Genomic DNA, 26412 nt, shown 5'->3' with positions numbered 1-26412 from the left:
GCACAGTGTTTCACAGCCCACGACCTCAGGGGCCGCACCCGCGGGCCCCTGGACGGTCACCGGCGGAGTGAGCTGACGACCGCCCTCTCGTCCACGACGCGCACGAACGCGAGGATGGGGTCGCCGAGCAGCCGCCTGGCCAGGTCGTAAGGGGCGATGATCATGGTGGCTCGGTGTTCCTCGGCCAGCACGCGGCACCCGACCACGCTGGGGTCGTGCGCGAGCACGACGTGGGCGCCGGCCATCATCGCCAGGTCCAGCACCCGCAGACCTGTGAACGGCTCGCTGACCGCGCTGATCACCACGTCGTCCTTGCCGATCACCAGGCGCGTGGCCACCCTGCGCAGGTCGCCGGCCAGCTCGATGTGGTCGAAGACGCGCGCGCCGTCGAGCGTGAGCGCGGGACCCGCCAGTGGACCGAAGTCCACGGCACCGCTGACCAGCAACTCACCGAACGGCCTGACACCCGGCCCCGGACGGAAGGCGAAGACCCGATCGGCCTTTACGGCCGCCGGATCGTAGTCGCGCAAGGTGATCATCATGCGGGCCTTGCCGGTGGACCTGAGTGCCGCGATCCCACCGGCCCAGGCGACGGAGTGGACCGCGACGGGCAACGACACACCGAGCGGGACGTCGACGATCACGTGCTCGCCTTGCTGGAGGCCGTGGCGGCGCAGGCCCGCCGCGGCACGCGTGACGCGGCGCACGAACGCGGCGTACGACAACACCTCACCGGTCCTGACATCGCTCACCGCCGGCTGGTCACCTTTCGTCGGCGCCGACGTCATAACCAGCTCTGTCCACGTCATGCCGACAATCTAGGGACCGGCCCGACCATTGCCATGCGCACAAATGTGCAACCCTCTATGTAGCTGCAGCCGAGGTGCGCCCCAGGTGCAGCCGAGGTGCGGCCGAGGTGCAGCCCCGGTCGGCAACGACGAGGACGCCCGCGCTTACGCTCGCCGTCATCTCGTGCCGCTCTTGCCATGAGAGGGGATCAACTAGACTTAAGTGGTCGCGACTTCGCGCGGCCGACCCCACGACACAGAGCGAGACGTCATCATGCCTTTGAACAGCCGCGACGACCTGCGGAATATCGCGATCATCGCGCACGTCGACCATGGCAAGACCACGCTGGTCGACGCCATGCTCTGGCAGTCCGGGGCATTCCGCGCCAACCAGGATGTCGACGACCGCGTCATGGACTCCAACGACCTCGAGCGCGAGAAGGGCATCACCATTCTCGCGAAGAACACCGCGGTCAAGCACGGCGGCATGACCCTGAACATCATCGACACACCCGGCCACGCCGACTTCGGCGGCGAGGTCGAGCGCGGGCTGTCGATGGTCGACGGCGTGGTGCTGCTGGTGGACGCCTCGGAGGGGCCGCTGCCGCAGACCCGTTTCGTGCTCCGCAAGGCCTTCGCCGCCAAGATGCCCGTCATCCTGTGCATCAACAAGGTCGACCGTCCCGACGCCCGCATCAAGGAGGTCGTCGACGAGGTCTACGAGCTGTTCATGGACCTCGACGCCACCGAGGAGCAGATCGACTTCCCGATCGTCTACGCCTCCGCGAAGGCCGGCCGGGCCTCGATGAACCGCCCCGACGACGGCGGCATGCCCGACTCGGAGGACCTGGAGCCGCTGTTCGACATCATCAAGTCGACCATCCCGGCGCCGACCTACGACCCGAGTGCGCCGCTGCAGGCCCACGTGACCAACCTCGACGCCTCTTCCTACCTCGGCCGCATCGCCCTGTGCCGCATCCACCAGGGCGTCATGCGCAAGGGCCAGCAGGTGGCCTGGTGCCGCACCGACGGCACGATCCAGCGCGTCAAGATCACTGAGCTGCTCATGACCGATGCGCTGGAGCGCAAGCCGGCCGAGGAGGCGGGCCCCGGCGACATCATCGCCATCGCCGGCATCCCCGACATCATGATCGGCGAGACGCTGGCCGACCCCGAGGACCCGCGCCCGCTGCCGCTGATCACCGTGGACGAGCCGGCCATCTCGATGACCATCGGCACCAACACCTCGCCGCTGGTCGGCAAGGTCAAGGGCGGCAAGGTGACCGCGCGCATGGTCAAGGACCGCCTGGAGAAGGAGCTGGTCGGCAACGTGTCGCTGCGCGTGCTGCCGACCGAGCGGCCCGACACCTGGGAGGTGCAGGGCCGCGGAGAGCTGGCGCTGGCCATCCTCGTCGAGCAGATGCGCCGCGAGGGTTATGAGCTGACCGTCGGCAAGCCGCAGGTGGTCACCAAGGACATCGACGGCAAGGTGCACGAGCCCGTCGAGCGGCTCACGGTCGACTGCCCAGAGGAATACCTCGGCGCGGTGACGCAGCTGCTGGCCGTGCGCAAGGGCCGCATGGAGCACATGACGAACCACGGCACCGGCTGGATCCGGATGGAGTTCGTGGTGCCGGCGCGTGGCCTGATCGGCTTCCGTACCGAGTTCCTGACCGAGACCCGCGGCACCGGCCTGGTGCACCACGTCTTCGACTCGTACGAGCCGTGGTTCGGCGAGCTGCGCACCCGCGCGAGCGGCTCGCTGGTGGCCGACCGCTCCGGTCCTGTGACCGCGTTCGCCATGCTCAACCTGCAGGAGCGCGGCACCCTGTTCATCTCCCCGGGCACCGAGGTCTACGAAGGCATGATCATCGGTGAGAACTCCCGGTCCGACGACATGGACGTGAACATCACCAAGGAGAAGAAGCTCACCAACATGCGCGCCTCCACCTCCGAGGAGACGGAGAAGGTGATTCCGCCGCGTGTGCTGTCGCTGGAGCAGGCGCTCGAATTCATCCGCGAGGACGAGTGCGTGGAGGTCACCCCGGCCGCCGTACGCATCCGCAAGGTCGTGCTCGACGCCGCCACCCGGGGCCGCGCCGCCGCCCGCGCCAAGCGCGCGTGATCCCGACGCGCAGGCACCGCCCCCGACGCGCAGGCGCGGGTGGTGCCTGCGCGTAGGCCGTAGGGGGCGGGATCGGGTGGTCAGCGGCGGGGGAGCTCGCTGCCCCTGACGTGGGTGCAGAGCCATTCGACCAGCGGCCCGAAGGCGCGCCAGGTCTGCTCCACACGGGCGCGGGCCTCCGCCGTGTGCACCCAGGGCTCAGGCTCGAAGCGCATCCCCGCGTACAACGACTTGTGACGCAGCAGGTCGATGCGCGGGTGATCCTCGGTGAAGCCGCGCGGTTTGGTCTTCAGCCGCTCGCCCCCCACCTCGTAACCGGCCGCCGCCAGCGCGTCGGTGATCGCCGTCAACGGCTTGCCCGAAAGATCCTCATCCACCGCCGCGCGGTAGCGAGCCACCTGGTCGGCCGCCTGCGTGTAGAAGCCCCCGGCCGTGAACAGCCCTGACGCGCTGATCTCGACATAAAGCCCGATCCCCGGCATCAGATCCACGAACGCACCCTGATGCGTCTTGTATGGCGACTTGTCCTTGGAGAAACGCACGTCACGATAGGGCCGGAAGAGCTGCGCGGGCCCGAACTCGGCGGCAAGCTCGTCGGTGAGCGCGACCATGGGCGCCCGCACCGCCTCCTCGTAGAGCTGCTTGTGCCGGGTGAAGTAAGTCTTGCTGTTGTCCGCCTCGAGGCCCTCATAGAAGATGAACGCCTCGTCGGGGAAGCCGGTGAAACCCATGCCGTCAGGGTGCCACGTCCCACCGACATCCCGGGTCACCGCGAGGTGTACGTCCTGCCCGGCAGCGGCGTCTTGCCGTACAGCTCCGAGACCGTGACGAACGTGAACCCCTTCCTGCTCAGCGTGTCGAGCACTGCCGGCATGGCGTCCACGGTGCTGCGGTGAATGTCGTGCAGCAGGACGATCGACCCGGGTTTGGCCTCGCAAGCCCGCTTGGCCACGGTCGGGGCCGCCCGGTCGCGCCAGTCGAGGGTGTCCACGTTCCACAGGATCTGCGCCAGCCCTTCACGGCGGGTCTCCGCGGCGACGCCGTTGTCCGTGGCCCCGTACGGCGGCCGCATGACCCGCATCCGCACCCCGGTCAGGTGCTCCACGATGTCGTCGGTGTACTTGAGCTCGCGATGGACCGCCTCGTGCGACAGCGCGGCCAGCGGCGGATGGCTCCAGGAGTGGTTGCCGATCTCGTGGCCCTCGTCCACGATGCGCCGCGTGAGGATCCCGCCCCTGTCGGCGGCCACCATCTGCCCGATGACGAAGAACGTGGCCCGGACATCACGCGCGCTGAGCAGATCCAGGAGCCGGCCGGTGTGCTCGCCGGGACCGTCGTCGAAGGTCAGGGCCACGCACTTGAGCCGCGCGCAGTCGAACTTGCGGCTACGCGGCCAGCCGGCCTGCATCGACGCCAGCCGCTTGGCCAGCTGGGCGGGATCGACGCTCACCTGCCGCAGCGGCACGATCACCGGCGGTTCTTCGGCAGATCGGCGGTACGCCACCGAGTAGGTGACACAGGCCACCAGGGCGAGCAAGGCCAGCGGCAGAGCCCAGACGCGCATGCTTCCCCCCGAAACCGCGCATGCGGGGGCCTATGGGTAGTCCTGGACCGGTATTCCCCGCAGTTCCCTGGCCAGGTCGTCCCACCAGAGTGGGATATCGGCCTGCAGTTCCTTATAGCGGCGCGCCACGCGTATGGCACATCCAACCGGATCCGTACCCAAATGCCGACGTTTCGCAGGTCCTTCCTGCCAGCGGTAAAAACCATCCCTATATCGCACGACAAGGCCTATCCACACCGCGATGGTGGCGTCGTCGCCCACCTCGTACGCGCTGGTGACGCCCAGACCATGAAGCTCCGTGTGGAGCTTCTCCGTCGCCGCTCGGGCCTCACTCACCCGCCACCCCCTGCCGAGGTATCGCCGTTTACCAGGGATGTACCCAGCAACGGTCACGAGTGGTCCAAGATATGCCGTAGTCGTCAACTCCGCAGGGCGATCAGGAACACACTCACCGTCACTGGTCATGTGCCTCGCGTGGTTCGGCGACCACCATGATGAGCCTGAGCTCCTCCTCGCCCTGGTTCGCATAGCGATGGGGGCGGTCGGCAGTGAAGAGCACGGCGTCGTCCTTGCCGATCACATGGCTCCTGCCGTAGACGCTGAGCGTCAGCTCACCCTCCAGCACGGTGAGCATCTCGCGGGTGCCGGGCGGGTGGGGGTCGCCGTCGTGGTGCTCCCCCGGGGCCAGGCGCCAGTCCCACAGCTCCAGGATCATCGGCGTGTCCGCGCCGACGAGCAGCCGAGCCTGCACATCGCCCTGGCGGAACGTGACCACGTCGGCCTTGTCCACGATCCGCACCATGGGGACGTCCGCGACCTCGACCAGCCGGGCCACGGTGACGCCCAGGGCGGAGGCGATCCTGGTGAGGGTGGAGACACTGGGGTTCGTCCGCCCCTGCTCGACCTGGACGAGCATGCCCCGGCTCACACCGGACCTGGCGGCCAGCTGGTCCAGCGTCAGCCCTCGGTGCGAGCGCTGAAAGCGCACATTGTTGGCGATGGCCTGATTGATCAGCTCGGGATCCTCCATGGAGTGCAGTCTAGTGAACTTGATTTGCACTGTGTTGCACCTATTCTGTTGTACTAGGAGTGCAACCCATTGAACTGACCCGAGGAGGACAAGGGTGACCGCAGTGATCTTGGCGACCGCCTGCGCGGTGGTCTACGGCACGGCCGACTTCTTCGGCGGCCTGGCCACCCGACGGACCCAGGTGCTGTCGGTCGTCATCCTCTCCCAACTGGCGGGGCTGACGCTGATCCTCGCCCTGCTGCCGCTGCTCCCGGGCACGTTCAGCGACCGGGCGATCCTGTGGGGGCTGGCCGCAGGACTGTCGGGCGCCGCCGGGCTGGCGCTGTTCTACCGGGCGCTGGCCACGGGCGTCATGTCGGTGGTCGCGCCGACGACCGCGGTGACCTCGGCGGCGCTGCCTGTGGTGTTCGGGCTGGCCACGGGCGAACGGCCGGGGTTCTGGGCGCTGACCGGCGTTGCGCTGGCCCTGGGCTCGGTGCTGCTGGTCAGCCAGGACGGGTCCCCGGGCGGGCGCGCCTCGCTCGGCGCGCTGGTGACCTCGCTGGCCGCGGGCGCCGGGTTCGGCGGATTCTTCATCCTGCTCGCCATGGCGCCGGCCGAGGCAGGCCTGTGGCCGCTGGTCGGGGCCAGACTGTCATCGGTGAGCGTGGTGGCGCTGGTGGCCCTGACCGCCCGGCGCTCGCTCCGGCCGCGGGCGGGCTCGCTGCGCATCATCGTGGCCGCGGGCGTGCTCGACATGGTGGCGAACGTCCTCTTTCTGCTGGCGCAGCGCCAGGGCCTGCTCAGCCTGGTCGCCGTGCTGGTGTCGCTCTACCCCGCCAGCACGCTGCTGCTGGCGAGGCAGGTGCTCGGAGAGCGGCTGAACACGATCCAGGTGACCGGTGTGGCATGCGCGCTCGGCGCGGTGGCCCTGATAGCCGTTGCATAGCCACGCGGCGCTTGTTACGTTTCGCCCGTGCGCCCTGAGCGGGCACGTTTCGATGGCGAGGGTCTGCGGCACGTCGGCGTGCCCTACGACTCCGATGAGTCCTTTCTGGATCTCGCCGTGCCCCGCGTGCGGGCCGCGCTCGGTGAGGGCAGGCGGGTGCTGGTGATCACCGGCGCGGCCAGGCTCGCCCTGCTGGCCGATGCCCTGGGCGACGACGCGGGACACGTCGACACCCGGGTCTCCACCGCTTGGTATGGCCACCCGTACCGCACGCTGGCCGCCTACCACGACTACACACGCGGGCGGCGCACCCTCGTGATCGCCGAGCCCAGCTGGGAGGGCCTGAGCCGGCGCGAGATCACGGAGCTGATCCGCTACGAGTCCGTCGTCAACGCCGCGCTCAGCGCGGCCTCGGCCGTCATGTTGTGCATGTACGACCTCCGCGAGGTGCCGGCTGCCGCGCTCGACTACCACGAGGTGAACCACCCGCTCCTGCTCGGCGTGGACGGGGAGGCGACCAGCACCCGTTTCATCCCGCCCCACCAACTGGTGCTCAACGACGACCACGCGCCGCTCCCAGAGCCGGGACCCGGCGCGGTGACCATCCGGTTCACCGGACGTGAGCTGCGGCGGCTGCGCCAGAGCGTCGGCGAGTATGCCCGCGCGGCGGGCATGGACCGCAACCTCATCACGTCGCTGGTCATCAGCGTCTCGGAGATCGCCGCGAACAGCATCGAACACGGCGCCGGATACGGCACGATCACGATGTGGGAGAACAACGGGGAGCTCATCTGCGAGATCGCGGACCCCGGCGGCTCGCTGGACGACCCCTTACCCGGCTATATACCACCTGAGCCCGAGTCCCCCAGGGGATACGGGCTCTGGATCAGTCGTCAGCTCTGCGATCTCGTGGAGCTGCGCACGGAAGGCGGATTGTTACGCGTCCGCCTTCATCTGTCTATGCAGTCCTAGGCAGCACGCTGGGTCGGGACGCGGACAGCGCCCTCCTCGCGGGCGTACTCCTCCAGCATGCCGCGCAGCTGCCGGCGGCCCCGGTGCAAACGGGACATGACAGTGCCGATGGGCGTGCCCATGCGGTCAGCGATCTCCTTGTACGCGAAGCCTTCGACGTCGGCCAGGTAGACGGCCACGCGGAAGTCCTCGGGCAGGGACCGCAGGGCGTTCATCACGACGTTGTCGGGAAGCCGGTCGAGCGCCTCGCTCTCGGCCGACCGCAGGCCCGTCGAGCTGTGCGACTCGGCGGCGTGCAGCTGCCAGTCCTCGATCTCCTCGGCGGCGGACAGCTTGGGCGAGCGCTGCTTCTTCCGGTAGTCGTTGATGAAGTTGTTGGTCAGGATCCGGTGCAGCCACGCCTTGAGGTTGGTGCCCTCCCGGAACTGGTGATACGACGTATATGCCTTCGCCACCGTCTCCTGCACCAGATCCTCCGCGTCAGCGGCGTTACGGGTGAGGCGCATGGCGGAGGCGAACAGCTGCGACGTCACCGGCACGACATCGCGCTCGAACCAGACCTGACGCTGCTCATCGGTCATAGTGATCAATTCATTCCCCCTTGCGCTATCCCCCGTTTCGGCACAGGCCGTCTGACTGCGGTCCCATCATGGCAAGTCCCGGGTAAGGGACGCGTTAACGAGGATCCGCCTGGGTCAGAGGGGGCTTCGGTCCATCTGCTCGCGGCGTGCGTGGTCACGTCCACGGCCGGACAAGTCTCAATAGCATAACACTAACCACCCAAATTCGCAGTTCTAGTGGCCAACGTCACATGGGATAGCGTAAGGACATGGATTTCGTGGACCGCCACAACACGGGAACGCGCCGCTGGGTGGCGGAGGCCATCCGCACGGTCGAAGCCGACGCCAACCGCAGTTGTGACACACACCTGCACGTCTTTCCGCTGCCCTCGGACTGGGGTGTAAACCTCTACTTGAAAGACGAGTCGGTGCACCCAACCGGTTCACTGAAACATCGACTTGCCCGATCCCTCTTCCTCTACGGCCTGGCGAACGGCTGGATCGGACCCACGACCACGATCGTCGAGGCGTCCAGCGGCTCCACGGCCGTGAGCGAAGCCTACTTCGCGCGGCTGCTCGGCCTGCCCTTCATCGCCGTCATGCCCGCCTCCACGTCACCGGAGAAGTGCCACCTCATCGAGTTCTACGGTGGGAAATGTCACCTCGTGGCGGATGCCGGCGCGATCTATGACGAATCTCACCGTCTCACCGCCGAGGCCGGCGGGCACTTCATGGACCAGTTCACCTACGCGGAGCGGGCCACCGACTGGCGCGGCAACAACAACATCGCCGAATCGATCTATTCGCAGATGTCCATGGAGCCCCACCCCGAGCCCTCCTGGATCGTGGTCGGGGCCGGCACCGGCGGCACGTCGTCGACCATCGGCCGCTACATCCGCTACCGCCGCCACCCCACCCGGCTGGCCGTCGTCGACCCCGAGGGCTCGGCCTTCTACCCCGCCTGGATTTCCGGCGACGCCTCCGTCACCGCCCGGGGCTCGCGCATCGAGGGGATCGGCCGCCCCCGCGTCGAGCCTTCGTTCCAGCCGTCCGTCATCGACCGCATGATCGCGGTGCCCGACGCCCGCTCGATCGCCGCCATGCACTGGACCCGCGAGGTCACCGGCCTGAACGTCGGCGGCTCCACGGGCACCAACATGGCGGCCTGCGTGGAGCTGATCGACGAGATGCGGCGAAAGGGCGAGCGGGGCAGCGTCGTCACGCTGATCTGCGACAGCGGCGACCGCTACAAGGGCACGTACGGCAATCCGGAGTGGCTCGCCGGCCAGCGTCTGAACGTCGAGCCACACCTGACGGAGCTACGCGCCTGGCTGCCTCGTTAGGCGGCCCTGGCCGGGTCCACGCTGAAGAACTTGGCAACGTCGTCCAGGATCGAGTGCGCACCCTGGATGCCCACCGCGGTCATCCAGGTCAGGTCGGCGACGTCGTGCTTCTCGCCCTTGAGCTTGCCCCACAGCGGGTTGTTCAGGAACTTGTCCTTGGTCTCGGCCACCGTCGGGTCCTCGTAGGTGGAGACGAAGATGTGGTCGGCGTCCAGGTCCGCGATCTTCTCCTGGCTCACGTCCACCACGATCGTGTCCTCCACGGTCGGCTGGCCTTCGGGGCGCGGGAAGCCGACGTCCTTCATCACGATGCCGGAGTAGGACTTCTCCACATACAGGCGGACCGTGGGCTCACCGGCGAACCGCACGATGGAGATCGTGGGCAGCTCGCCGCCTTCCTTCTCCTTGATCGATGTGCCGATCTTGGCGGCCCGGTCCTCGTACTCCTTGATCTTGGCGTCGGCGAGCTGCTCCTTGCCCAGGGCCTGCCCCATGAGCCGGATGTTCTCCTTCCAGATGGCCCCGGTGGTCTCGCTGAAGACGGTCGGCGCGATCTTGGAGAGCTTGTCGTACAGGGCCTCGTGCCGGACCTTGGCGGAGACGATCAGGTCGGGCTTGAGCGCGATGATCTTCTCCAGGCTGGGCTCCTCCAGCGTGCCGACCGGGGTCGCCTCCTTGCCATACTGCTCGGCGACGGTCCCCAGATAGTCGGGCAGCTTGTCGTCAAGCGAGCGATACGTCGTGTAGCCCACCACGGGCGTCTCCAGCGTGAGGACGGCGTCGACGAAGCTCTGGTCCAGCGCCACGACCCGCTTCGGCTGAGCGGGGATCTTCGTCTCACCCATCGCGTGCTTGACGGTCTTGAACGGCGCGGCCGCCGTGGCGCCGGCAGTGGTGGTGGCGGCGGGCTCCGTCGCACCACAGGCGGCGAGTCCCGCCACAAGAAGAGCGCCGACCAGCGCACGCAACGGTCTCATGGTCAAAGTTCCTTCCCTGAAAAGTAAGGCAAACCTAAGTTAGGTAAGCCCTGCCTAAACTGGCATACTTCACCGGGATCGAGCAAATGCCGAGGAGGAACAGGGTGAGCACAACCGTGGCCGCGCCGCGCCTCCACGGCATCCGTCACCGCCGGCTCACCGTTCTGCTCGCGCTTGTCGCCGCCGTGGCGGTGGCCGTGGCGCTCAGCATCACGATCGGTTCCAAGTCCGTGCCGCTCGCCGACGCCTGGGCCGCGCTCACCGCGCCCACCGGCAGCGAGAACGACATCATCATCCGCTCGCTCCGCGTTCCGCGGACCGTCTTAGGGGTGCTCGCCGGCCTCGCGCTCGGCGTGGCCGGCGCGCTGATGCAGGGCCACACCCGCAACCCGCTCGCCGACCCGGGCCTGCTCGGGGTCACGCAGGGGGCGGCGTTCGCGATGGTGGCCTCGATCATCCTGCTGGGCGCCTCCAGCCTGCTCGTCTACATCTGGTTCGGGCTGGCGGGGGCGTTGATCGCCAGTGTGGCGGTGTTCGCGCTCGGCATGGCAGGCGGCCGGGGCGGGCCCACGCCCGTCACGCTGGCGCTGGCCGGCACCGCTGTCAGCGCCATGTTGTACGCGCTCACCTCGGCCATCGTGCTGCTGGACGAGCAGGCCATGGACGTGTTCCGCTTCTGGCAGGCCGGCTCGATCGCGGCCAGGGGCGCCGACGTGGTCTGGCAGGTGCTGCCGTTCATCCTGGTGGGCCTGCTCCTCGCGACGGTCAACGCGCCCGGCCTGAACGCGCTCTCGCTCGGTGAGGACGTGGCCAGGAGCCTCGGCCAGAACATCGCCATGACCCGCACCATCGGCGTCGCCGCCGTCACCCTGCTGTCGGGCGCGGCAGTCGCCGCCTGCGGCTCGCTGTCGTTCGTCGGCCTGATCGTGCCCCACCTGGCCCGCCCTCTGTCGGGCACCGACCACCGGTGGCTGCTGCCGTACTCGGGGCTGATCGGCGCGGCGCTGTTGCTGCTCGCGGACGTGATCGGCCGCGTGGTCGCCCCGCCGGGCGAGCTGGAGGTCGGCGTGGTGCTCGCGCTGATCGGCGCCCCGTTCTTCGTGGCCCTGGTCCGCCGCAGGAAGCCGGTGCGACTGTGACCGCTCTCTCCCTGCGCGTCGGCGCCCTGTCCTGGCGGATACGCCTGCGCGGCGTCGCGATCACCCTGTTCGGCCTGGTCCTCCTTGCCCTGCTCATGGCCTTGAACATGCGCATCGGCGACATCGAGATGACCGTTGCCGAGGTGATCGCCGGCACCTTCGACCCGAACAGCGCCGCCCACTTCGTCATCATGGAGCTGCGCCTGCCGCGCGCGCTGACCGGCGCCCTGGTCGGCGCGGCGCTCGCGCTGTCCGGCGCCATCATCCAGTCCATCGCCCGCAACCCGCTGGCCAGCCCCGAGATCCTCGGCGTCACCACCGGCGCCTCCGTCACGGTCGTGGCCGGCGTGGTGGCCAGCGGCAGCGTGTACGGCGGCACCAGCGGCCTGCTCGCCACCCTCGGCATCCCCGCGCTCGCCCTGCTCGGCGGCCTGATCGGCGCGGCCGTCGTGTATGGGCTGGCGTGGCGGCGCGGCCTGGACGGCTACCGCCTGGTCCTGGTCGGCATCGGCGTGGCCGCCGTCTTCACCAACGTCAAGTTCTGGCTCCTGACCGTCGGCGACGTCAACGACACCGCCCGCGCCATGGTCTGGATCAGCGGCTCGCTCAACGGCCGCGGCTGGGAGCACGTGGCGCCCACGGCTCTCGCCCTGGCCGTGCTGGTGCCGCTGACCCTGCTCGGCACCCGCTCGCTCGACGCGCTGCGCTTCAGCGACGACACGGTCGCCTCCCTGGGCGTGCGCATGAACCTGGCCCGCGCCCTGATGATCCTGGCCGCCGTTCTGCTGGCCGCCGTGGCCACGGCCTCGGCCGGGCCGATCGCGTTCGTGGCGCTCGCCTCGCCGCAGATCGCGCTCCGGCTGGCCCGCTCGGGGCAGCCGCCGCTGCTGTGCTCGGCGGTCATCGGCGGCGTGCTCACCACGGCCGCCGACCTGATCGCCAGGACCGCGTTCTCGCCGATCGAGCTGCCCGTCGGCATCGTCACCGCCGTGCTGGGCGCCCCATACTTGATCCATCTGATCTGGAGGGCTCGCAAGTGAGACTGCAGGCCGCCGGCGTCACGCTCGGATACGGCGACCGCGTCGTCGTCGACGGGCTCGACCTGGGCATCGAGGCGGGCACGGTGACCACGATCATCGGCCCGAACGGCTGCGGCAAGTCCACGCTGCTGCGCGCGCTCGGCCGCCTGCTCAAGCCGCAGGGCGGCGAGGTGCTGCTGGACGGCAAGCGCATCGACAGGATCCCCACCCGCGAGGTGGCCAAGGTCCTCGGCGTGCTCCCCCAGGCGCCCACCGCTCCCGAAGGGCTGACCGTGGCCGACCTGGTGGCCAGGGGCCGGCATCCGCACCAGACCTGGTACCGGCAGTGGTCCTCCGACGACGAGGACGCGGTCGCGGCGGCGCTGGACATGACGGGCCTGGCGGACCTCGCCGAGCGGCCGCTGGACGAGCTGTCGGGCGGGCAGCGGCAGCGGGCGTGGATCTCCATGGCGCTGGCCCAGGGCACGGATCTGCTGCTGCTCGACGAGCCCACGACGTTCCTGGACCTGGCGCATCAGGTGGAGGTGCTGGAGCTCGTCCGGCACCTGCACCAGGAGGCCGGCCGCACGGTCGTCATGGTGCTGCACGACCTCAACCTGGCCGCCCGCTACGCCGACCGGCTGGTGGCCATGCGGGCCGGCAAGGTGATCGCTGCGGGTTCCCCGCACGAGGTGCTCACGGAGGAGCTGCTGGGCGAGGTGTTCGAGCTGGACGCGAAGGTCATCGAGGACCCCGTGGCCGGGACGCCGCTGGTGGTGCCGATCAGGCCGCGTTCCTGACCGTTCCTGCCCCCGGTGCCGCTCAAGCGGCACTCCGGGCTTGCCACCCGCGGGCTGCGTCCCGCCGTCGAATCGTCAGACCTCGGCCAGCGCCCGCTTCACGTCCTCGTCGCCAGGGGCCAGCTCGGCGGCCCTGAGCAGGTCCTTCCTGGCCTGGTCCGGCCGGCCCGCGGCCCGATGCACCACCGACCTGTTGAACAGCAACTCGGCGGTCTCCTCCAGCTCCAGCGCCCGCGCCAGATCGGCCAGCGCCGCCTCGTGGTCGCCACGCTCGAAGGCCAGCTCGGCCCGGTTGGCCCAGCCCGCCACCAGGCCCGGATCGAGCTCCAGCGCCTGGTCGAACGCGATGCGCGCTTCCGGTAGGTGGCCCTCTGCCAGCTCCACCTGCCCGAGCACGCACAGCAGGTGGGGGTCGCGCGGCGCGATCTCCAGTCCGTGCTCGACGTCGTCCCTGGCCTGGGCGTGATCCCCGGCCGCCACCCTGAGTCCGGCGCGGTTGACATAGGCAGGCGCGAAGGCCGGGTCCAGCTCCAGCGTGTGGTCCAGGTCGGCCAGGGCGCCGGCCAGATCACCGGCGGCGAAGCGCAGCTCGGACCGGTTGTAGTAGGCCTCGGGGAACGGCGGGCTCAGCCGTAGGACGGCCTCGTAGTCGGCCAGGGCCTCCTCGGTCCTGCCGAGCCTGTAGAGCAGGTTGCCGCGGTCGAGGTAGTAGTCGGGGTAGCCAGGATCGGCCTCGACGGCCCGCGTGTAATCGGCCAGCGCCTCCTCCTCGCGGCCGGCCATGACCAGGAGCTGGGCCCGGTTGGCGTGCAGGACGAGCCGGTGGATCGGGTGCTCGCCCGGCAGGTCCGCATCGGCCAGGTCGATGGCCCGCTGCACGAGCTCCATGGCGGCCTCGCGGCGTCCCCTGCGTACCTCGACCAGGGCCTTGCCGTTGAGGTCGAAGCCGAGGTGGAAGGCCCGCTCGCGCGGGTCGGGAAGGAGAGACGTGATCGTGATCGCCTCGTTGATCCAGGCCAGGGCGTGCTCCGGGTCGCGCCGGTCGTGGTCGTGGTGGCGTACGAGGATCATGGCGGTGGCGTAGGCGGCGGTGGCGCGCTGTTTGGGGTCCGTGCTCTCGCGCCGGGCCCGGTCGTAGAGCTCGCGGGCCTCGTCCTCGCGTTCGATGGCCTCCAGGGCGGCGGCGACGCGCAGCAGGAGCGGCACATCCTCCACACCGCGCAACGCCTCCAGGCCCGACTCCGCCATGGCGTGGTGGAAACCCTCGTCGCGGTAGCGGTCGAAGTCGGCGGGCAGGGGCCCGGTGCCCGGCGCGGAGGGACCCTCGTCGATCCGGAGGAGGCCGGGGTCCAGCCTGCGCCGCAGTACGGCGACGAGCTCGGTGTCGGTGTGGTCGGCCTCGCCCAGGTTCGTCACGGTCAGCGCCAGCGCCCCGGTCCGGCGCAGGTGGTCGCGGACGAACTCGGCCAGCCCGTTGGCGATCCTGAGGCTGTGCCGGGCGCCAGGCACGAGGACTCGCTGCGCCCTGGGCAGATCATCGGCCAGCGACCGCCGCCGCGCGGGCACGGCGCCGCGCAGGTGGGGCGCCGCCGCGCGGATCTCGATGTCGTGATCGGCGACCAGGCCGGGCCGGCGCTCCAGCGCCTGCGGGACGAGGCGGTCGAGGAGCGCCGCGGCCAGTGTGTACGGGCCGCCGACGCGGCGGTCGGCGTCTAGCAGGATCGTGTCCACACGAACCTCCTTGGCGCCGGCGCCCCGGACGAGACGCCGGGCCGGCGGTTGTCAGGAGCAGTGTCTAGGCGCGGCCGCAGCCGTCGGCTTCACGGTCCCGGGCCTGTGGACGACGATCTTCTTCATGGGCGCCCTTTCACCTGAATGCGATCATTGATGACCGGTACATCTCAACACAGACATATGTGACAGATCACCCTTTATCCGGTAAGGGCCATTACCGGACTAATTACCGTATGACCGGAAATCGATCATTCGCCGAGGATCGCGTCCACGAACACCTCGGGATCGAACGGCGCCAGGTCGTCCGGCCCCTCGCCCAGCCCCACGACCTTGACCGGGACGCCCAGCTCCCGCTGCACCGAGATCACGATGCCGCCCTTGGCGGTGCCGTCGAGCTTGGTCAGCGCGATGCCGGTGATGTTGACCACCTCGGCGAACACCTGGGCCTGGCGCATGCCGTTCTGGCCCGTGGTGGCGTCGAGGACGAGCAGCACCTCGTCCACCGTGGCCTTCTTCTCGATGACCCGCTTGACCTTGCCCAGCTCGTCCATGAGCCCGGTCTTGGTGTGCAGGCGGCCGGCGGTGTCGACGATGACCACGTCGACCTTCTCCTCGATGCCCTTGGCCACGGCGTCGAAGGCCACGGAGGCCGGGTCGCCGGCCTCGGGGCCGCGCACCGTGTCGGCGCCGACCCGCTCACCCCAGGTCTGCAGCTGGTCGGCGGCCGCGGCGCGGAAGGTGTCCGCCGCGCCGAGCACGACCTTCTTGCCGTCGCCGACGAGGAACCGGGCGAGCTTGCCGGTGGTGGTGGTCTTGCCGGTGCCGTTGACGCCCACGATGAGCGCAACCGCGGGCCGCTCGCCGTGCTTCTGAATGTGCAGCGTGCGATCCAGGTCGGGGTTGATCTGGATGAGCAGCTGCTCGCGCAGCAGGCCGCGCACCTCCTCGGGCGTGCGACTGCCCAGCACCTTGACCTTGGTGCGCAGCTCCTCCACGATCGCGCGGGTCGGCGCGACGCCCACGTCGGCCGTGATCAGGCGCTCCTCGATCTCGTCCCAGACCTCGTCGTCGAGCCGGTCGCGGGACAGCAGCTCCAGCAGGCCGCGCCCGAGCGTGCTCTGCGAACGCGCCAGGCGCGAGCGCAGCCGCACCATCCGGCCCGCGGACGGTGGCGGCACCTCGATCTCGGGCTTGACGACGGCCGGCTCGGCCGGCTTCGCCGGAGGCGGCAGCGTGGTGGTCGCGCCCTCGCCCTCCTCGCCCACGCCGGCGGGCCGCTGCTCCTTCTCCTCCGGTATCGGGAGGGTCTCAGGCGGCTTGACGGGCGGGGCCGCCTTGCGGCCCGGCCTGAAGAGCAGGAACAGGCCGCCCGCCGCCAGCAGGGCGACGACGGCCACGATCACGATGACGCCGAGGTAACCATCCACAAGATGTCAGTTTTCCAGATCGTCCGGCCCAGTTGGACCAGCAGGGTCACGCACACGACCACACCGATCAGGCGGACTCGCGCTCCCGAAGCCGCTGGCTGACGACCTGCGTCACGCCGTCGCCGCGCATCGACACGCCGTAGAGCGCGTCGGCGATCTCCATCGTGCGCTTGTTGTGGGTGATGACGATCAGCTGCGAGCTCTGCCGCAACTCCTCGAACAGGGTCAGCAGCCGCTGCGTGTTCGTGTCGTCGAGCGCGGCCTCGACCTCGTCCATCACGTAAAACGGCGACGGCCGCGCCTTGAAGATGGAGATCAGGAACGCCACCGCCGTGAGCGACCGCTCCCCGCCCGACAGCAGCGACAGCCGCTTGACCTTCTTGCCCGGCGGCCTGGCCTCGACCTCGATGCCGGTGGTCAGCATGTCGTTGGGATCGGTCAGCACCAGGCGGCCGTCGCCTCCGGGGAACACCCTGGTGAAGATCTGCTCGAACTCGCGGGCCACGTCCTCGTACGCGGCGGCGAACATCTGCTCGACGCGGTCGTCGACCTCCTTGACCACGGTCAGCAGGTCACGCCTGGTCTTCTTGAGGTCCTCCAGCTGCGAGGTGAGGAAGGCGTGCCGCTCCTCCAGCGCCGCGAACTCCTCCAGCGCGAGCGGGTTGACCTTGCCCAGCTGGTTCATCTGCCGTTCGGCGGCCCTGGCCCGCTTTTCCTGCTCCTCGCGCACGTAGGGGACGGGCGGGTCGCCGGGGATCGGGACCTCGGGGCCGTACTCGGAGATCAGCGCCTCGACCTCGACCCCGAACTCGTCCATCGCCCGCTGCTCCAGCTGCTCCAGCCGCAGGCGCTGCTCGGTGCGGGCTACCTCGCTGCCGTGCACGCGGTTGACCAGCTTGTCCAGCTCCTGGCCGAGCTCGCGGACCCGCAGGCGCACCTGCTTGAGCTCCGCGTCGACGGCCACCCTGGCCAGGTCGGCCTCGTCGCGCTCCCTGGCGGCGAGCCGGACGGACTCGGCCAGGGCCCTGAGCACCTGCTTGGCGCCCTTGCTGACCGACTCGGCCACCGCCGCCTGCCGCCTGCGCCTGGCGCGCTGGGCGGCCGCCTGGGCGCGTTCGTGGCGTTCACGCTGTGCGGCCCGCACCAGGCCGTCGGCGCGGCCCTCGATGCCCTTGACGCGTTCTTCCGCGGTGCGCACCTGGAGCCGGGTGTCCATCTCCCGCTGCCTTGCCACCTCGCAGGCGCTCGCCAGCTCGTCGCGCAGGTCGGTGGTGGGCTCGGACTCCAGCTCTTGGGCGTATTCGGCCTCGGCCAGGCGGATCTCCAGCTCGGCCAGCTCCTCCTGGCCCTCGGCGCGGGCCTCCTCCGCCTTCGTGACGCTGCCTGCCAGCCGCTCGGCCTCGGCGCGGGCAGCGTTGGCGGCCGCCTCGAGCTGGGCCAGGCGCTGGGCGGCCGCGGCGGTGCGCTGGTCGGCCTCCCGCTGGCGGGCCCTGACCTGGTCCAGCGTGCCCTGGGCCGCGCTGACGCCGGCCTGGGCGGTGGTGACGGCGGTCTGGGCCTCGCTCACCTGCGCCTGGGCGGCCTCCAGCGCCGTCTGGGCGCGCTGCTCGAGGCCGATCGCCTCGTCCAGGCCCGCGGCGGTCTCCTCGGCCCTCGCCTCAGCCCGCTCCAGGTCTCTGACGGCCTCATCGAGCGCGGCCCGCACCTGCAGCACGGAGGTGCCGCCCTCGGACCCGCCGCTGGCCAGGTGTGCCCCGACCACGTCACCCGCCCTGGTGACGGCCTTCAGGTGAGGGTGCCGGTCGACCAGCTCGCGGGCGGTGTCCAGGCCCGCCACGACCACGACGCCCTCAAGCACGTGGTCGAGGGCGGGGCGCAGATGGTCGGGCACGGTGACGAGGTCGGCCACCCACTCGCCGCCCTCTGGCGCCGCCGCACGCGGACGCCGGACCGCGCCGTACGCCTCGCCGGCGCGGCGCTCCGACGGGTCGCCGGCCGCGGCGGTCAGCGCGTCGCCGCCCGCGGCAGTCACCGCGTCGTCGCCGTCCGGGCCGGTGCCGAGAGCCGCCGTGTGCTCGTCCTGTGCGCCACCGTTGAGCGCCACCAAGAGGGTCGCCTGGCCGGCGCCTCCCGTGCGCAGCAACTCCAGCGCCTCGACGGCCGTGTCCAAGCTCTTGACGACGATGGCCTCGGTGACCTGTCCCAGGATGGCCGCCACCGCCAGCTCGGCCCCCGGCGTGACCTGCATCGAGGCGGCCAGCGGGCCGAGCACCCCGGCCAGGTCCGCATCCAGCAGGGCCGCGCCGCCGTCGCCCTTGGCCAGCCCCAGCTCCAGCGCGTCCCGGCGAGCGATCAGGGCGGCCACCGACCGCTGGGCCTCCTGGTCGGCGGAGCGGGCGGTCCCGACCCCCGACTTGGCGGCCTGGAGCGCGGCACGCGGCGCGTCCAGCGCGGACTTGGCCTCCTCCGCCGCGAGTCCGGCCTCGTCGGCGACGGCCTTGGCCTCCTCGACCACGGCCTGCGCCGTGGCCAGCTCCTCGGCGAGGGCGGGATCGACCGCGGGCTCCTCCCGCCGCTGCGTTTCGAGGTCCTCCATGGCCTGCCGCTCGCGATCGGCCGCGTCGGCCACGGCCTGCTGGAGCCGGCCGATCTCCTCCTCGGCGGCCCTGGCCCGGCTCCGTACGGAATCGACCTGGCCGCGCAGCTTGGCCAGCCCCTCGCGGCGGTCGGCGGCGGCCCTGGCGGCCAGCGCGAGCCGCTGCTCCTCGGCGCTCAGCTCGGCCTCGGAGTCGGCCCGCCGCTGGACGGCATCCTCCAGCAGCTCCTGGGCGTGCTCCAGTTCGGCCTTGAGCACGAGCTCCTGCTCGCGCACCTCGGCCGCCTCCCGTTCGAGATCCTCGGGGTCCCGGCCGCGGCGCTCGATGGCGGCGGCGTCCAGCGCGTGCCGGCGGCGCTCGGCGGCGAGCTGCTCCAGGCCAGTGATGCGCTCGCGCAGCGACGAGAGCCTGAAGTACGTCTCCTGAGCCGCCGCCAGCCTGGGCTGGGCCTCGGTCTCGGCGCTCTCCAGCGCCGCCTCGCGCTGCTGGGTCTCGGCCAGCTCGGCCTCCACCTGGTTGCGCCTGGCCATGATCGCGGCCTCGTCGGCGGCCTCGCGCTCCAGCGTCGCCCGCAGGATGCCCAGGTCGTCGGCCAGCAGCCGCAGCCTGGCGTCCCGCAGGTCGGCCTGGATGACGGCGGCCTTGCGGGCGATCTCCGCCTGGCGTCCCAGCGGCTTGAGCTGGCGGCGCAGCTCGGTGGCGAGGTCCTGGACGCGGGTCAGGTTGGCCTGCATGGCGTCCAGCTTGCGCAGCGCCTTTTCCTTGCGCTTGCGGTGCTTGAGCACGCCGGCGGCCTCTTCGATGAACGCCCGCCGGTCCTCAGGCCCCGCGTGGAGGACGGCGTCGAGCTGGCCCTGCCCGACGATCACGTGCATCTCGCGGCCGATGCCCGAGTCGGACAGCAGCTCCTGGATGTCCAACAGGCGGCACGTGTCGCCGTTGATGGCGTATTCGCTCTGCCCCGACCGGAACATCAGCCGGCTGATCGTGACCTCGGTGTAGTCGATGGGCAGTGCGCCGTCGGAGTTGTCGATGGTCAGCGTCACCTCGGCACGTCCCAGCGGGGGCCGGGACGAGGTGCCGGCGAAGATCACGTCCTCCATCTTCCCACCACGCAGCGACTTGGCGCTGTGCTCGCCCATGACCCAGGCCAGGGCGTCGACGACGTTGGACTTGCCGGAGCCGTTGGGGCCGACCACGCAGGTGATGCCCGGCTCGAACCTCAGGGCGGTGGCGGAGGCGAAGGACTTGAAGCCGCGCAGGGTGAGGGTCTTCAAATACAAGCGCGACCCCCTTCTCCCTGAACGGACTTCGGAAAAGACTACTGGTCCTGACTGCCCCACGTGGGCATGTACAGTCCGGGACGGCCTTGACCAGGGCTTTTCAATTCAGGGCAAATAACAAGGGACGCCTCTCCGAGACGTCCCTGGGTCTTGCGCTCCGATCACTCTCAGGTGAGTGCCGGCTCGCGCTCTTGCATGCGGCTTAGCGCCTCGTCGCGAGTTTGCGCTGCAAGAGCGTCATTCGTGGCCTGAAGTCGGATGAGTTCTGCCTCCAGGTCACGGATACGCTGCTGCAGGCGGCGCATCTCCGAGACCATCCGAGGGTCAGGACCGCCGACGTGGCCGAGTAGAGCCTTCGCCATGGTAAAGGGTCCTCCACGCTGAGTGACCAGACTGGTTCGCGCACTTCTTATTCCGCGGGAGGGGTGCGCGTGGTACCTAACAAGAGTCGCACCGGCAGTGTGGGCGGTCAAGTCGAACAAACCGCTGCGCCCTACTGATGGGCACTCCCGACATACAACTATACCCTATTTGGCCGGTTTACCGGAAGCCGCTACCGCTCCACAAAACCGCCCAAACTACCTCGGGGTTCGTTCCAGCGTTCTACTACTCCATCGACCCTGCCCGGCGTGTCGCAACCTCTGAGCAGCTCCAGCAGCTTGACGCAGCTCTCACGCGGCCCCTCCGCGACGACCTCCACCCGGCCGTCCTCGGTGTTACGCGCCCAGCCCGCCAGACCTAGCTCCAAGGCCCTGGCTCGGGTCCACCAGCGGAACCCCACACCCTGGACTCTCCCCCGTACCCACGCCGTCAGCCTGACGTTTTCCGAATTTTCCTGCATTTTTCCTCCCCTGAGGTCTCAGGCCACCAGGGCCTCCACCCCGAGCGCGTGCCCCGCCGCCGCCTCGTCGAACGCCCTGACCGCGGCCGTCTCCGCCGCCTTCACCCAAGCCAGCCCCAAGATCGACGGAGGCAGTCCGGTGACGGGGACGAAGCTTATGTCGGGACGCTCGTGGTGGGCCGCGGTGGGCGTGCAGAAGAGCATGCCGCCCCGGTCCAGCGCAACCTGGGTGAGGCCCTCCTGGGTGGTGGCGACCGCGCCGGCACGGGGAATCGGACGTCCGGAAGGGGTCACGGAGGGCGCGACCCGCTCGCGCCACCAGCGCGGGGCCGGTCCCTCCACACCGATCAACGGCACGGAGGCCAGGTCCTCGGCGTCGATACGCGCGCGGGCCGCCAGCGGGTGGCGGGTGGAGAGGCCGAGCCGGTAGGAGACCCGGTTCAGCACCGCGCCCGTGGCCAGGTCGGGCTCGTCCACCGGCAGCAGCGTGAACGCGACGTCGACCTGCCCGGCCCGCAACCTGCTGAATGGGTCGGAGAGCGGGATCTCGACCAGCTCCGCCTCGCACTCCGGGTGGCGGCCCTCGAAGGCCCGTACGCTGCCCGTGACGGCGTCCGTGGGCGTGGCCAGGAAGCCGACCCGCAGCACGCCGGTCACCTCGCGGGCGGCCGCCTTGGCGCGGCTCAGGGCGTTCGCCAGACCGTCGTAGGAGGGCCTCAGATTGGCCAGGAAACGTTCACCGAGGGGTGTCAGGTGGACATGCCGGCTGGTGCGGTCGAAGAGCCTGCCGCCGATCCTGGTCTCCAGAGAGCGCACGAGCTGGCTCACCCGACCCGGCGACAGGTAGAGGCGTTCAGCCGTACGCGCGAAGTGCAGCTCCTCGCTGAGCACCACGAAGCACTCCAGCTCCCTGAAGTCCATCTTCACCTCCGGACGATCACTTAGCCTGCCTAAACCAAGCCTTCGACCTTCGTCATTGTTCCCGTCGGGGCGCGGCAGAAGGCTGGGGCGCATGACGACAACCCTTGTCTCCGCCCCTGTGCGGGCGCGCTGGATCGCCGTGTCCTCGCTGGCGCTGGGCACCTTCACGCTCGTGACCAGCGAGATGCTGCCTGTCGGCCTGTTGACCTCGATCGCCGCCGACCTCGGCGTGTCCGCCGGCACGGCCGGGCTCACGATGTCGGCGCCCGGGCTGGTCGCCGCGGTCTCCGCCCCCGTGCTGGCGGTCGCCACCCGCCGGTTGGACCGCCGTACCGTGCTGCTCGGGCTGATGGCGCTGCTGGCGGTGGCCAACCTGGCGGGCGCGCTGGCGCCGAGCTATCCGCTCATGCTGGCGGCCCGGGTGATCACCGGGGTGAGCATCGGCGGCTTCTGGGCGTTCGCGGCCGGGCTCGGGACGCGGCTGGCGCCGGAGCGGCACGTCGGGCGGGCCACATCGATCATCCTGTCCGGGGTGTCGGTGGCGTCGGTGCTGGGAGTGCCGGCGGCGACGTTCGTCTCGTCGTTCGCGGGCTGGCGCACGGCATTCGCGGCGATGGGCGTGCTCGCCCTGGCCCTGCTCGCACTGCTGGCCGCGACGGTGCCGCCGTTGCCGGGCGAGGCCCACGGCGCCCGGGCCGGGCGGGTCTCCGGGCCGCTGAAGGTCGCCCTGGTCCTGACGGTCCTGATCGTGTCCGGCCACTTCGCGGCCTACACCTATGTCCGTCCGTTCCTGGAGGAGGTGGCGCACGCCGGTCCCGCGCTCGTGAGCACGGCGTTGCTGGTGTACGGGGCCGCGGGCGTGCTCGGCAACTTCGCCGCCGGTGCCCGGGCGGCCAGGAACCCCCAGCCGGTCCTGATCACGCTGGCCGCCCTCATGGCCCTGGCCACGGCGGCGCTGCCGCTGATCGGCCTGCCGCTGCCCGCGCTCGTGGTGTGGGGGCTCGGCTACGGCGGCGTGGGCGTCACCCTGCAGCTGTGGATCATGCGGGAGGGCGGAGGCGAGCTGGGCACGGCGCTGTTCGTCGCCGCTTTCAACGCCTCCATCGCGCTCGGCTCGTTCGCCGGCGGCCGGATCGTGGACGGTGTGTCGATCTCCGCGGTGATGGGGGTGGCAGCCGCGCTCAGCGTGCTGGCCGCGGCCGTGGCTGGCAGGTGGGGCAGGAGTAGGACGACCGGTTCATGAACGCCTCCCGCCTGATCGGGGTGCCGCAGCGGGAGCACGGCAGGTCACGGCGCCCGTAGACCTCCAAGGAGCGGTCGAAGTAGCCGCTCTCCCCGTTGACGTTGACGTAGAGGCTGTCGAACGACGTGCCGCCCTGGTGCAGGGCGGCGGCCATGACCGTGCGGACGGCGGCGAGCAGCTCGTGGATCTTGGGGCGGGTGAGCGTGTGCGTGGGGCGGGCCCAGTGCAGCTTGGCGATCCACAGTGCCTCGTCGGCGTAGATATTGCCGACGCCGCTGATCAGCGACTGGTCGAGCAGCGCCCGTTTGATCTCGGTGTGCTTGGCCCTGAGCCTGCGGGTGAACTCGGCCTCGTCGAACGCCGGCTCGAACGGGTCGGGGGCGATGTGCGAGATCGGCTCGGGCACGCCGCCCACCAGGGAGGTGATCATGACGTGGCCGAACGTCCGCTGGTCGACGAAACGCAGGTCAGGGCCACCGTCCTCGAAGCGGAGGCGTACCCGCAGGTGCTTCTCCGGCGGCGCGTCCTGGTCCACGACGAGCAGCTGGCCGCTCATCCCCAGGTGGGCCATGAGGGCCTCCTCCGCCCTGGACAGCGGCAGCCACAGGTATTTGCCGCGGCGCTCGGCGGACACCACCGCGCGGCCCTTGAGCCGCGCGGCGAACTCGTCGGCCCCGGGCACGTGACGCCTGATGGCGCGAGGGTGGAACACCTCCGCCTCCGCGATCTCGCGGCCGGCGACCCACTGCGCGAGACCGCGCCTGACGACCTCGACCTCCGGCAACTCCGGCAACCCGCACCTCGCCCTCTCTGATGCCCCGAACCGATCAAGATCCTCGAGGGTCCTGAGCGACGTCGCGCACCCGCCACCCGGGCCGTGCGACGGCTGATCGGCTCAGCCGGCCGGCTGGCTCTCCCGCTGCTCGCGCCGGGCCCTGATACGGGTCCACGCCGCCTCGGCCGCCTGCTGCTCGGCCTCCTTCTTGCTGCGCCCGGTGCCCGAGCCGTAGGACTCGCCGCCGACCCGCACCATGGCCGTGAACGACTTGGCGTGATCGGGGCCGCTCTCCTCGACGTGGTATTCGGGCACGCCGAGCGCCTCGGAGGCGGTCAGCTCCTGCAGCGAGGTCTTCCAGTCGAGCCCGGCGCCGAGCGAGGCCGAGCGCACGATCAGCGGATCGAACAGCACGTGCACGACCCGGAACGCCTCGTCCAGCCCCTTGTCGACGTAGATCGCGCCGATCAGGGCCTCCAGCGTGTCGGCCAGGATCGACGACTTGTCGCGGCCGCCCGTGCCCTCCTCGCCCCTGCCGAGCCGGAGGAACTTGCCCAGGCCCAGGTTGCGGGCCACATCCGCGAGAGCGCGCATGTTGACCACCGCCGCCCGCAGCTTCGCCAGCTGGCCCTCGGGCAGGTCGGGGTGGTTGCGGTAGAGGGTGTCGGTGACGACCAGGCCCAGCACCGAGTCGCCCAGGAACTCCAGGCGCTCGTTGGTGGGCAGGCCGCCGTTCTCGTACGCGTAGGAGCGGTGCGTCAGCGCCCGCTCGAGAATGTCGTGGTCGAGACCGACCGACAGAACCCGCTCCAGCTCGTCTCTGGCGACCTCCACGGCCACCGGCTTAGGACCTGCGCCCACGTGCTTCCTCCTCGGACATCTTCACATGGCGCGACGACTGCGGAAGATGCCCGAAAACGTGGTGGGCGTCGGGGTAACGCGTAGCCCCGGCGTCCACCACGGCCGCGGGCGAGCCGCCGCCGTACGCATCTGAGACGGTAACGCCGACCGAGGCACAATGGCACCCGGTCGGCATCACGTCAACTGTTGCGGATCAGGCGGACGGCTCGATGACCTGACGACGGTTGTAGGTGCCGCAGGTGGGGCACGCGATGTGCGGCTGCTTCGGCGAACGGCACTGCGGGCAGCTCACCAGGGCGACGGCAGTCGTCTTCCACTGGGAGCGACGGGCGCGGGTGTTGCTCCGCGACATCTTTCGCTTCGGGACGGCCACGTCACTTCTCCTGATCGTTATCTTTGTCGGTAACCAGACCTTGCAACGACGCCCAGCGGGCGTCGATCTTCTCGTGCCGGTGATCGCTGCCGGCCTCGGCCAGCTTGATCCCACACTCCACGCAGAGCCCCTCGCAGTCCTCGCGGCACACCGGGCTCAGCGGCAGTGCGAGCACCACCGCGTCGCGGAACGTCGGCTCGAGGTCGAGCAGCTCACCGTCGAGCAGCGAATCCTCGTCCGAGGCGTCCTCGTCGGAGTAGAAGAACAGCTCCTGCAGGTCCACCTCGATGTCCGAGGAGACCGGGTCCAGGCAGCGCGCGCACTCCCCGGCGAGCGGGGCCTGCGCCGTGCCGGACACGAGCACGCCTTCCATCACTGCTTCGAGCCGGAGATCCAGCTCGACTTCGGCGTCCTTGGGGACACCGATCATGTCGACGCCGAGATCCGCCGGTGCCGGGAGGGTCAGAGTCATCTGCCGCATCGTGCCCGGCCGCTTACCCAGGTCATGAGTGGAGATCACCCACGGGGAGCGGGGGTCGAGGTGCTGAGTCATCCTGCTCTCGCTAGGCGTGGCGAAAAGAATCGCCGTCGTACAAGGCCGAAATGAAAGGATAGCAGGTCGAAGTCAGCCCCTGAGCCGCTCGATGAGCAGCTTGTGAACGAGATCCGGCACCAGGCCCGAGACGTCCCCCCCATACCGGGCGATCTCCTTCACCCGGCTGGAGGACAGGAACGAGTATTCGGGGTTCGTGGGCATGAACAGCGTCTCCACCCCCGACAGGCGGTAGTTGAGCTGGGCCATCTGCAACTCGTAGTCGAAGTCGCTGACCACCCTGATGCCCTTGACGATGGCGGGGATGCCGTTCTGTTTGCAGAAGTCCACCAGCAGGCCGTGGAACTTCCGAACCTTGACGTTGTCGAAATCCTTGGTCACGGTCTGCAGGATCTCGATGCGTTCATCAACCGTGAACAGGCTGCTCTTCTCGACGTTGATGAGCACGGCCACGGTCACCTCGTCATACAGGCGCGCCGAGCGGCCGATGATGTCGAGGTGGCCATTGGTGATGGGGTCGAACGACCCCGGGCAGACTACGCGGCGCAAGACGCCTCCC

Annotated in this window: 25 protein-coding genes; 8 read left to right on the top strand and 17 right to left on the bottom strand. The window is 70.0% G+C overall.

Features of this window, described 5'->3' with window-relative positions:
• Positions 1–56: 56 nt before the first annotated feature.
• Positions 57–788, bottom strand: a complete 732-nt coding sequence (locus OHA25_RS21415) for an AMP-binding protein (RefSeq protein ID WP_327591026.1) — start codon at positions 786–788, stop codon at positions 57–59.
• A gap of 274 nt (positions 789–1062) precedes the next feature.
• Here OHA25_RS21415 and typA point away from each other — a divergent pair, with 274 nt between their 5' ends.
• Positions 1063–2913: a translational GTPase TypA gene (gene typA, locus OHA25_RS21410; RefSeq protein WP_327589272.1), complete on the top strand. Its 1851-nt coding sequence runs from the start codon at positions 1063–1065 to the stop codon at positions 2911–2913.
• 80 nt (positions 2914–2993) lie between these two features.
• Here the strand turns inward: typA and OHA25_RS21405 are convergent, their stop codons facing one another.
• The 3 genes from OHA25_RS21405 to OHA25_RS21395 all read right to left on the bottom strand — a co-directional run bounded on the left by OHA25_RS21405 (position 2994) and on the right by OHA25_RS21395 (position 5507).
• The gene (locus OHA25_RS21405) at positions 2994–3644 is read right to left on the bottom strand and encodes a DUF2461 domain-containing protein (RefSeq protein ID WP_327589271.1); all 651 of its coding nucleotides are present in this window, start codon (positions 3642–3644) and stop codon (positions 2994–2996) included.
• Positions 3645–3679: 35 nt separating this feature from the next.
• Entirely contained in the window at positions 3680–4477 is a 798-nt protein-coding gene (locus tag OHA25_RS21400) for a polysaccharide deacetylase family protein (protein ID WP_327589270.1), read from the bottom strand.
• Positions 4478–4931: 454 nt separating this feature from the next.
• Positions 4932–5507 carry a helix-turn-helix domain-containing protein gene (locus tag OHA25_RS21395; protein ID WP_327589269.1) on the bottom strand — a complete coding sequence of 192 codons (576 nt, stop codon included), beginning with the start codon at positions 5505–5507 and terminating at the stop codon, positions 4932–4934.
• A 94-nt stretch (positions 5508–5601) separates the two neighbouring features.
• Between OHA25_RS21395 and OHA25_RS21390 the strand changes: the two genes are divergently transcribed.
• Positions 5602–6435, top strand: a complete 834-nt coding sequence (locus OHA25_RS21390; RefSeq protein ID WP_327589268.1) for a DMT family transporter — start codon at positions 5602–5604, stop codon at positions 6433–6435.
• Between the two features lie 27 nt (positions 6436–6462).
• Entirely contained in the window at positions 6463–7407 is a 945-nt protein-coding gene (locus OHA25_RS21385; protein ID WP_327589267.1) for a sensor histidine kinase, read from the top strand.
• On the opposite strand, the gene OHA25_RS21380 is transcribed toward OHA25_RS21385, so the two are convergent.
• Positions 7404–7988: a sigma-70 family RNA polymerase sigma factor gene (locus OHA25_RS21380; protein ID WP_327589266.1), complete on the bottom strand. Its 585-nt coding sequence runs from the start codon at positions 7986–7988 to the stop codon at positions 7404–7406. The two genes, OHA25_RS21385 and OHA25_RS21380, sit on opposite strands and share 4 nt — an antisense overlap.
• A gap of 248 nt (positions 7989–8236) precedes the next feature.
• On the opposite strand from OHA25_RS21380, the gene OHA25_RS21375 reads away from it, so the two are divergent.
• Entirely contained in the window at positions 8237–9310 is a 1074-nt protein-coding gene (locus tag OHA25_RS21375; RefSeq protein WP_327589265.1) for a PLP-dependent cysteine synthase family protein, read from the top strand.
• Here OHA25_RS21375 and OHA25_RS21370 read toward each other — a convergent pair.
• Positions 9307–10287, bottom strand: coding sequence for an ABC transporter substrate-binding protein (locus OHA25_RS21370; protein ID WP_327589264.1), 981 nt, complete (start codon positions 10285–10287; stop codon positions 9307–9309). The two genes, OHA25_RS21375 and OHA25_RS21370, sit on opposite strands and share 4 nt — an antisense overlap.
• Positions 10288–10391: 104 nt before the next feature.
• Between OHA25_RS21370 and OHA25_RS21365 the strand changes: the two genes are divergently transcribed.
• The 3 genes from OHA25_RS21365 to OHA25_RS21355 are packed head-to-tail and all read left to right on the top strand — an operon-like array spanning position 10392 to position 13245.
• Complete coding sequence (locus OHA25_RS21365) at positions 10392–11426, top strand: FecCD family ABC transporter permease (protein ID WP_327589263.1); 1035 nt, start codon at positions 10392–10394, stop codon at positions 11424–11426.
• Entirely contained in the window at positions 11423–12466 is a 1044-nt protein-coding gene (locus tag OHA25_RS21360; RefSeq protein WP_327589262.1) for a FecCD family ABC transporter permease, read from the top strand. The genes OHA25_RS21365 and OHA25_RS21360 overlap by 4 nt, the downstream gene beginning before the upstream one ends.
• Positions 12463–13245, top strand: coding sequence for an ABC transporter ATP-binding protein (locus OHA25_RS21355; protein WP_327589261.1), 783 nt, complete (start codon positions 12463–12465; stop codon positions 13243–13245). Before OHA25_RS21360 ends, OHA25_RS21355 begins: the two co-directional genes overlap by 4 nt.
• Before the next feature lie 75 nt (positions 13246–13320).
• Here OHA25_RS21355 and OHA25_RS21350 read toward each other — a convergent pair whose 3' ends face one another.
• The 6 genes from OHA25_RS21350 to OHA25_RS21325 form a co-directional block, all read right to left on the bottom strand.
• Positions 13321–14976 carry a tetratricopeptide repeat protein gene (locus OHA25_RS21350; protein ID WP_327589260.1) on the bottom strand — a complete coding sequence of 552 codons (1656 nt, stop codon included), beginning with the start codon at positions 14974–14976 and terminating at the stop codon, positions 13321–13323.
• Positions 14977–15227: 251 nt separating this feature from the next.
• The gene (ftsY, locus tag OHA25_RS21345; RefSeq protein WP_305916605.1) at positions 15228–16406 is read right to left on the bottom strand and encodes a signal recognition particle-docking protein FtsY; all 1179 of its coding nucleotides are present in this window, start codon (positions 16404–16406) and stop codon (positions 15228–15230) included.
• Positions 16407–16473: 67 nt separating this feature from the next.
• The gene (locus OHA25_RS21340) at positions 16474–20286 is read right to left on the bottom strand and encodes an AAA family ATPase (RefSeq protein WP_327589259.1); all 3813 of its coding nucleotides are present in this window, start codon (positions 20284–20286) and stop codon (positions 16474–16476) included.
• Between the two features lie 167 nt (positions 20287–20453).
• Entirely contained in the window at positions 20454–20648 is a 195-nt protein-coding gene (locus OHA25_RS21335) for a hypothetical protein (protein WP_090938435.1), read from the bottom strand.
• Positions 20649–20839: 191 nt separating this feature from the next.
• A complete protein-coding gene (locus OHA25_RS21330) occupies positions 20840–21127 on the bottom strand; it encodes an acylphosphatase (RefSeq protein WP_327589258.1) in 288 nt (95 codons plus the stop codon).
• Between the two features lie 18 nt (positions 21128–21145).
• Complete coding sequence (locus OHA25_RS21325; RefSeq protein ID WP_327591025.1) at positions 21146–22048, bottom strand: LysR family transcriptional regulator; 903 nt, start codon at positions 22046–22048, stop codon at positions 21146–21148.
• Between the two features lie 91 nt (positions 22049–22139).
• On the opposite strand from OHA25_RS21325, the gene OHA25_RS21320 reads away from it, so the two are divergent.
• A complete protein-coding gene (locus OHA25_RS21320; protein WP_327589257.1) occupies positions 22140–23291 on the top strand; it encodes an MFS transporter in 1152 nt (383 codons plus the stop codon).
• Here OHA25_RS21320 and mutM read toward each other — a convergent pair.
• The 5 genes from mutM to coaD all read right to left on the bottom strand — a co-directional run bounded on the left by mutM (position 23230) and on the right by coaD (position 26402).
• Complete coding sequence (gene mutM / locus OHA25_RS21315; protein ID WP_327589256.1) at positions 23230–24084, bottom strand: bifunctional DNA-formamidopyrimidine glycosylase/DNA-(apurinic or apyrimidinic site) lyase; 855 nt, start codon at positions 24082–24084, stop codon at positions 23230–23232. The two genes, OHA25_RS21320 and mutM, sit on opposite strands and share 62 nt — an antisense overlap.
• A 102-nt stretch (positions 24085–24186) precedes the next feature.
• Complete coding sequence (gene rnc, locus OHA25_RS21310; protein WP_442942201.1) at positions 24187–24906, bottom strand: ribonuclease III; 720 nt, start codon at positions 24904–24906, stop codon at positions 24187–24189.
• A 214-nt stretch (positions 24907–25120) separates the two neighbouring features.
• Positions 25121–25300: a 50S ribosomal protein L32 gene (rpmF, locus tag OHA25_RS21305; RefSeq protein ID WP_033409409.1), complete on the bottom strand. Its 180-nt coding sequence runs from the start codon at positions 25298–25300 to the stop codon at positions 25121–25123.
• 1 nt (position 25301) lies between these two features.
• Positions 25302–25853, bottom strand: a complete 552-nt coding sequence (locus tag OHA25_RS21300; RefSeq protein WP_327589255.1) for a YceD family protein — start codon at positions 25851–25853, stop codon at positions 25302–25304.
• 72 nt (positions 25854–25925) lie between these two features.
• Positions 25926–26402, bottom strand: coding sequence for a pantetheine-phosphate adenylyltransferase (coaD, locus tag OHA25_RS21295; RefSeq protein WP_327589254.1), 477 nt, complete (start codon positions 26400–26402; stop codon positions 25926–25928).
• Between the last annotated feature and the right edge of the window lie 10 nt (positions 26403–26412).

Origin of the sequence: Nonomuraea sp. NBC_00507 (assembly GCF_036013525.1) — a bacterium.
In the GTDB taxonomy this organism is placed as follows: Bacteria; Actinomycetota; Actinomycetes; order Streptosporangiales; family Streptosporangiaceae; genus Nonomuraea.
This window is presented reverse-complemented; position numbering and strand designations above follow the sequence as displayed.

Bases quoted from the DNA above. Each gene is read 5' to 3' on its own strand.
- OHA25_RS21415 (WP_327591026.1), bottom strand. From the start codon at position 788: ATGACGTCGGCGCCGACGAAAGGTGACCAGCCGGCGGTGAGCGATGTC.
- typA (WP_327589272.1), top strand. From the start codon at position 1,063: ATGCCTTTGAACAGCCGCGACGACCTGCGGAATATCGCGATCATCGCG.
- OHA25_RS21405 (WP_327589271.1), bottom strand. From the start codon at position 3,644: ATGGGTTTCACCGGCTTCCCCGACGAGGCGTTCATCTTCTATGAGGGC.
- OHA25_RS21400 (WP_327589270.1), bottom strand. From the start codon at position 4,477: ATGCGCGTCTGGGCTCTGCCGCTGGCCTTGCTCGCCCTGGTGGCCTGT.
- OHA25_RS21395 (WP_327589269.1), bottom strand. From the start codon at position 5,507: ATGGAGGATCCCGAGCTGATCAATCAGGCCATCGCCAACAATGTGCGC.
- OHA25_RS21380 (WP_327589266.1), bottom strand. From the start codon at position 7,988: ATGACCGATGAGCAGCGTCAGGTCTGGTTCGAGCGCGATGTCGTGCCG.
- OHA25_RS21375 (WP_327589265.1), top strand. From the start codon at position 8,237: ATGGATTTCGTGGACCGCCACAACACGGGAACGCGCCGCTGGGTGGCG.
- OHA25_RS21370 (WP_327589264.1), bottom strand. From the start codon at position 10,287: ATGAGACCGTTGCGTGCGCTGGTCGGCGCTCTTCTTGTGGCGGGACTC.
- OHA25_RS21335 (WP_090938435.1), bottom strand. From the start codon at position 20,648: ATGGCGAAGGCTCTACTCGGCCACGTCGGCGGTCCTGACCCTCGGATG.
- OHA25_RS21330 (WP_327589258.1), bottom strand. From the start codon at position 21,127: ATGCAGGAAAATTCGGAAAACGTCAGGCTGACGGCGTGGGTACGGGGG.
- OHA25_RS21325 (WP_327591025.1), bottom strand. From the start codon at position 22,048: ATGGACTTCAGGGAGCTGGAGTGCTTCGTGGTGCTCAGCGAGGAGCTG.
- OHA25_RS21320 (WP_327589257.1), top strand. From the start codon at position 22,140: ATGACGACAACCCTTGTCTCCGCCCCTGTGCGGGCGCGCTGGATCGCC.
- OHA25_RS21300 (WP_327589255.1), bottom strand. From the start codon at position 25,853: ATGACTCAGCACCTCGACCCCCGCTCCCCGTGGGTGATCTCCACTCAT.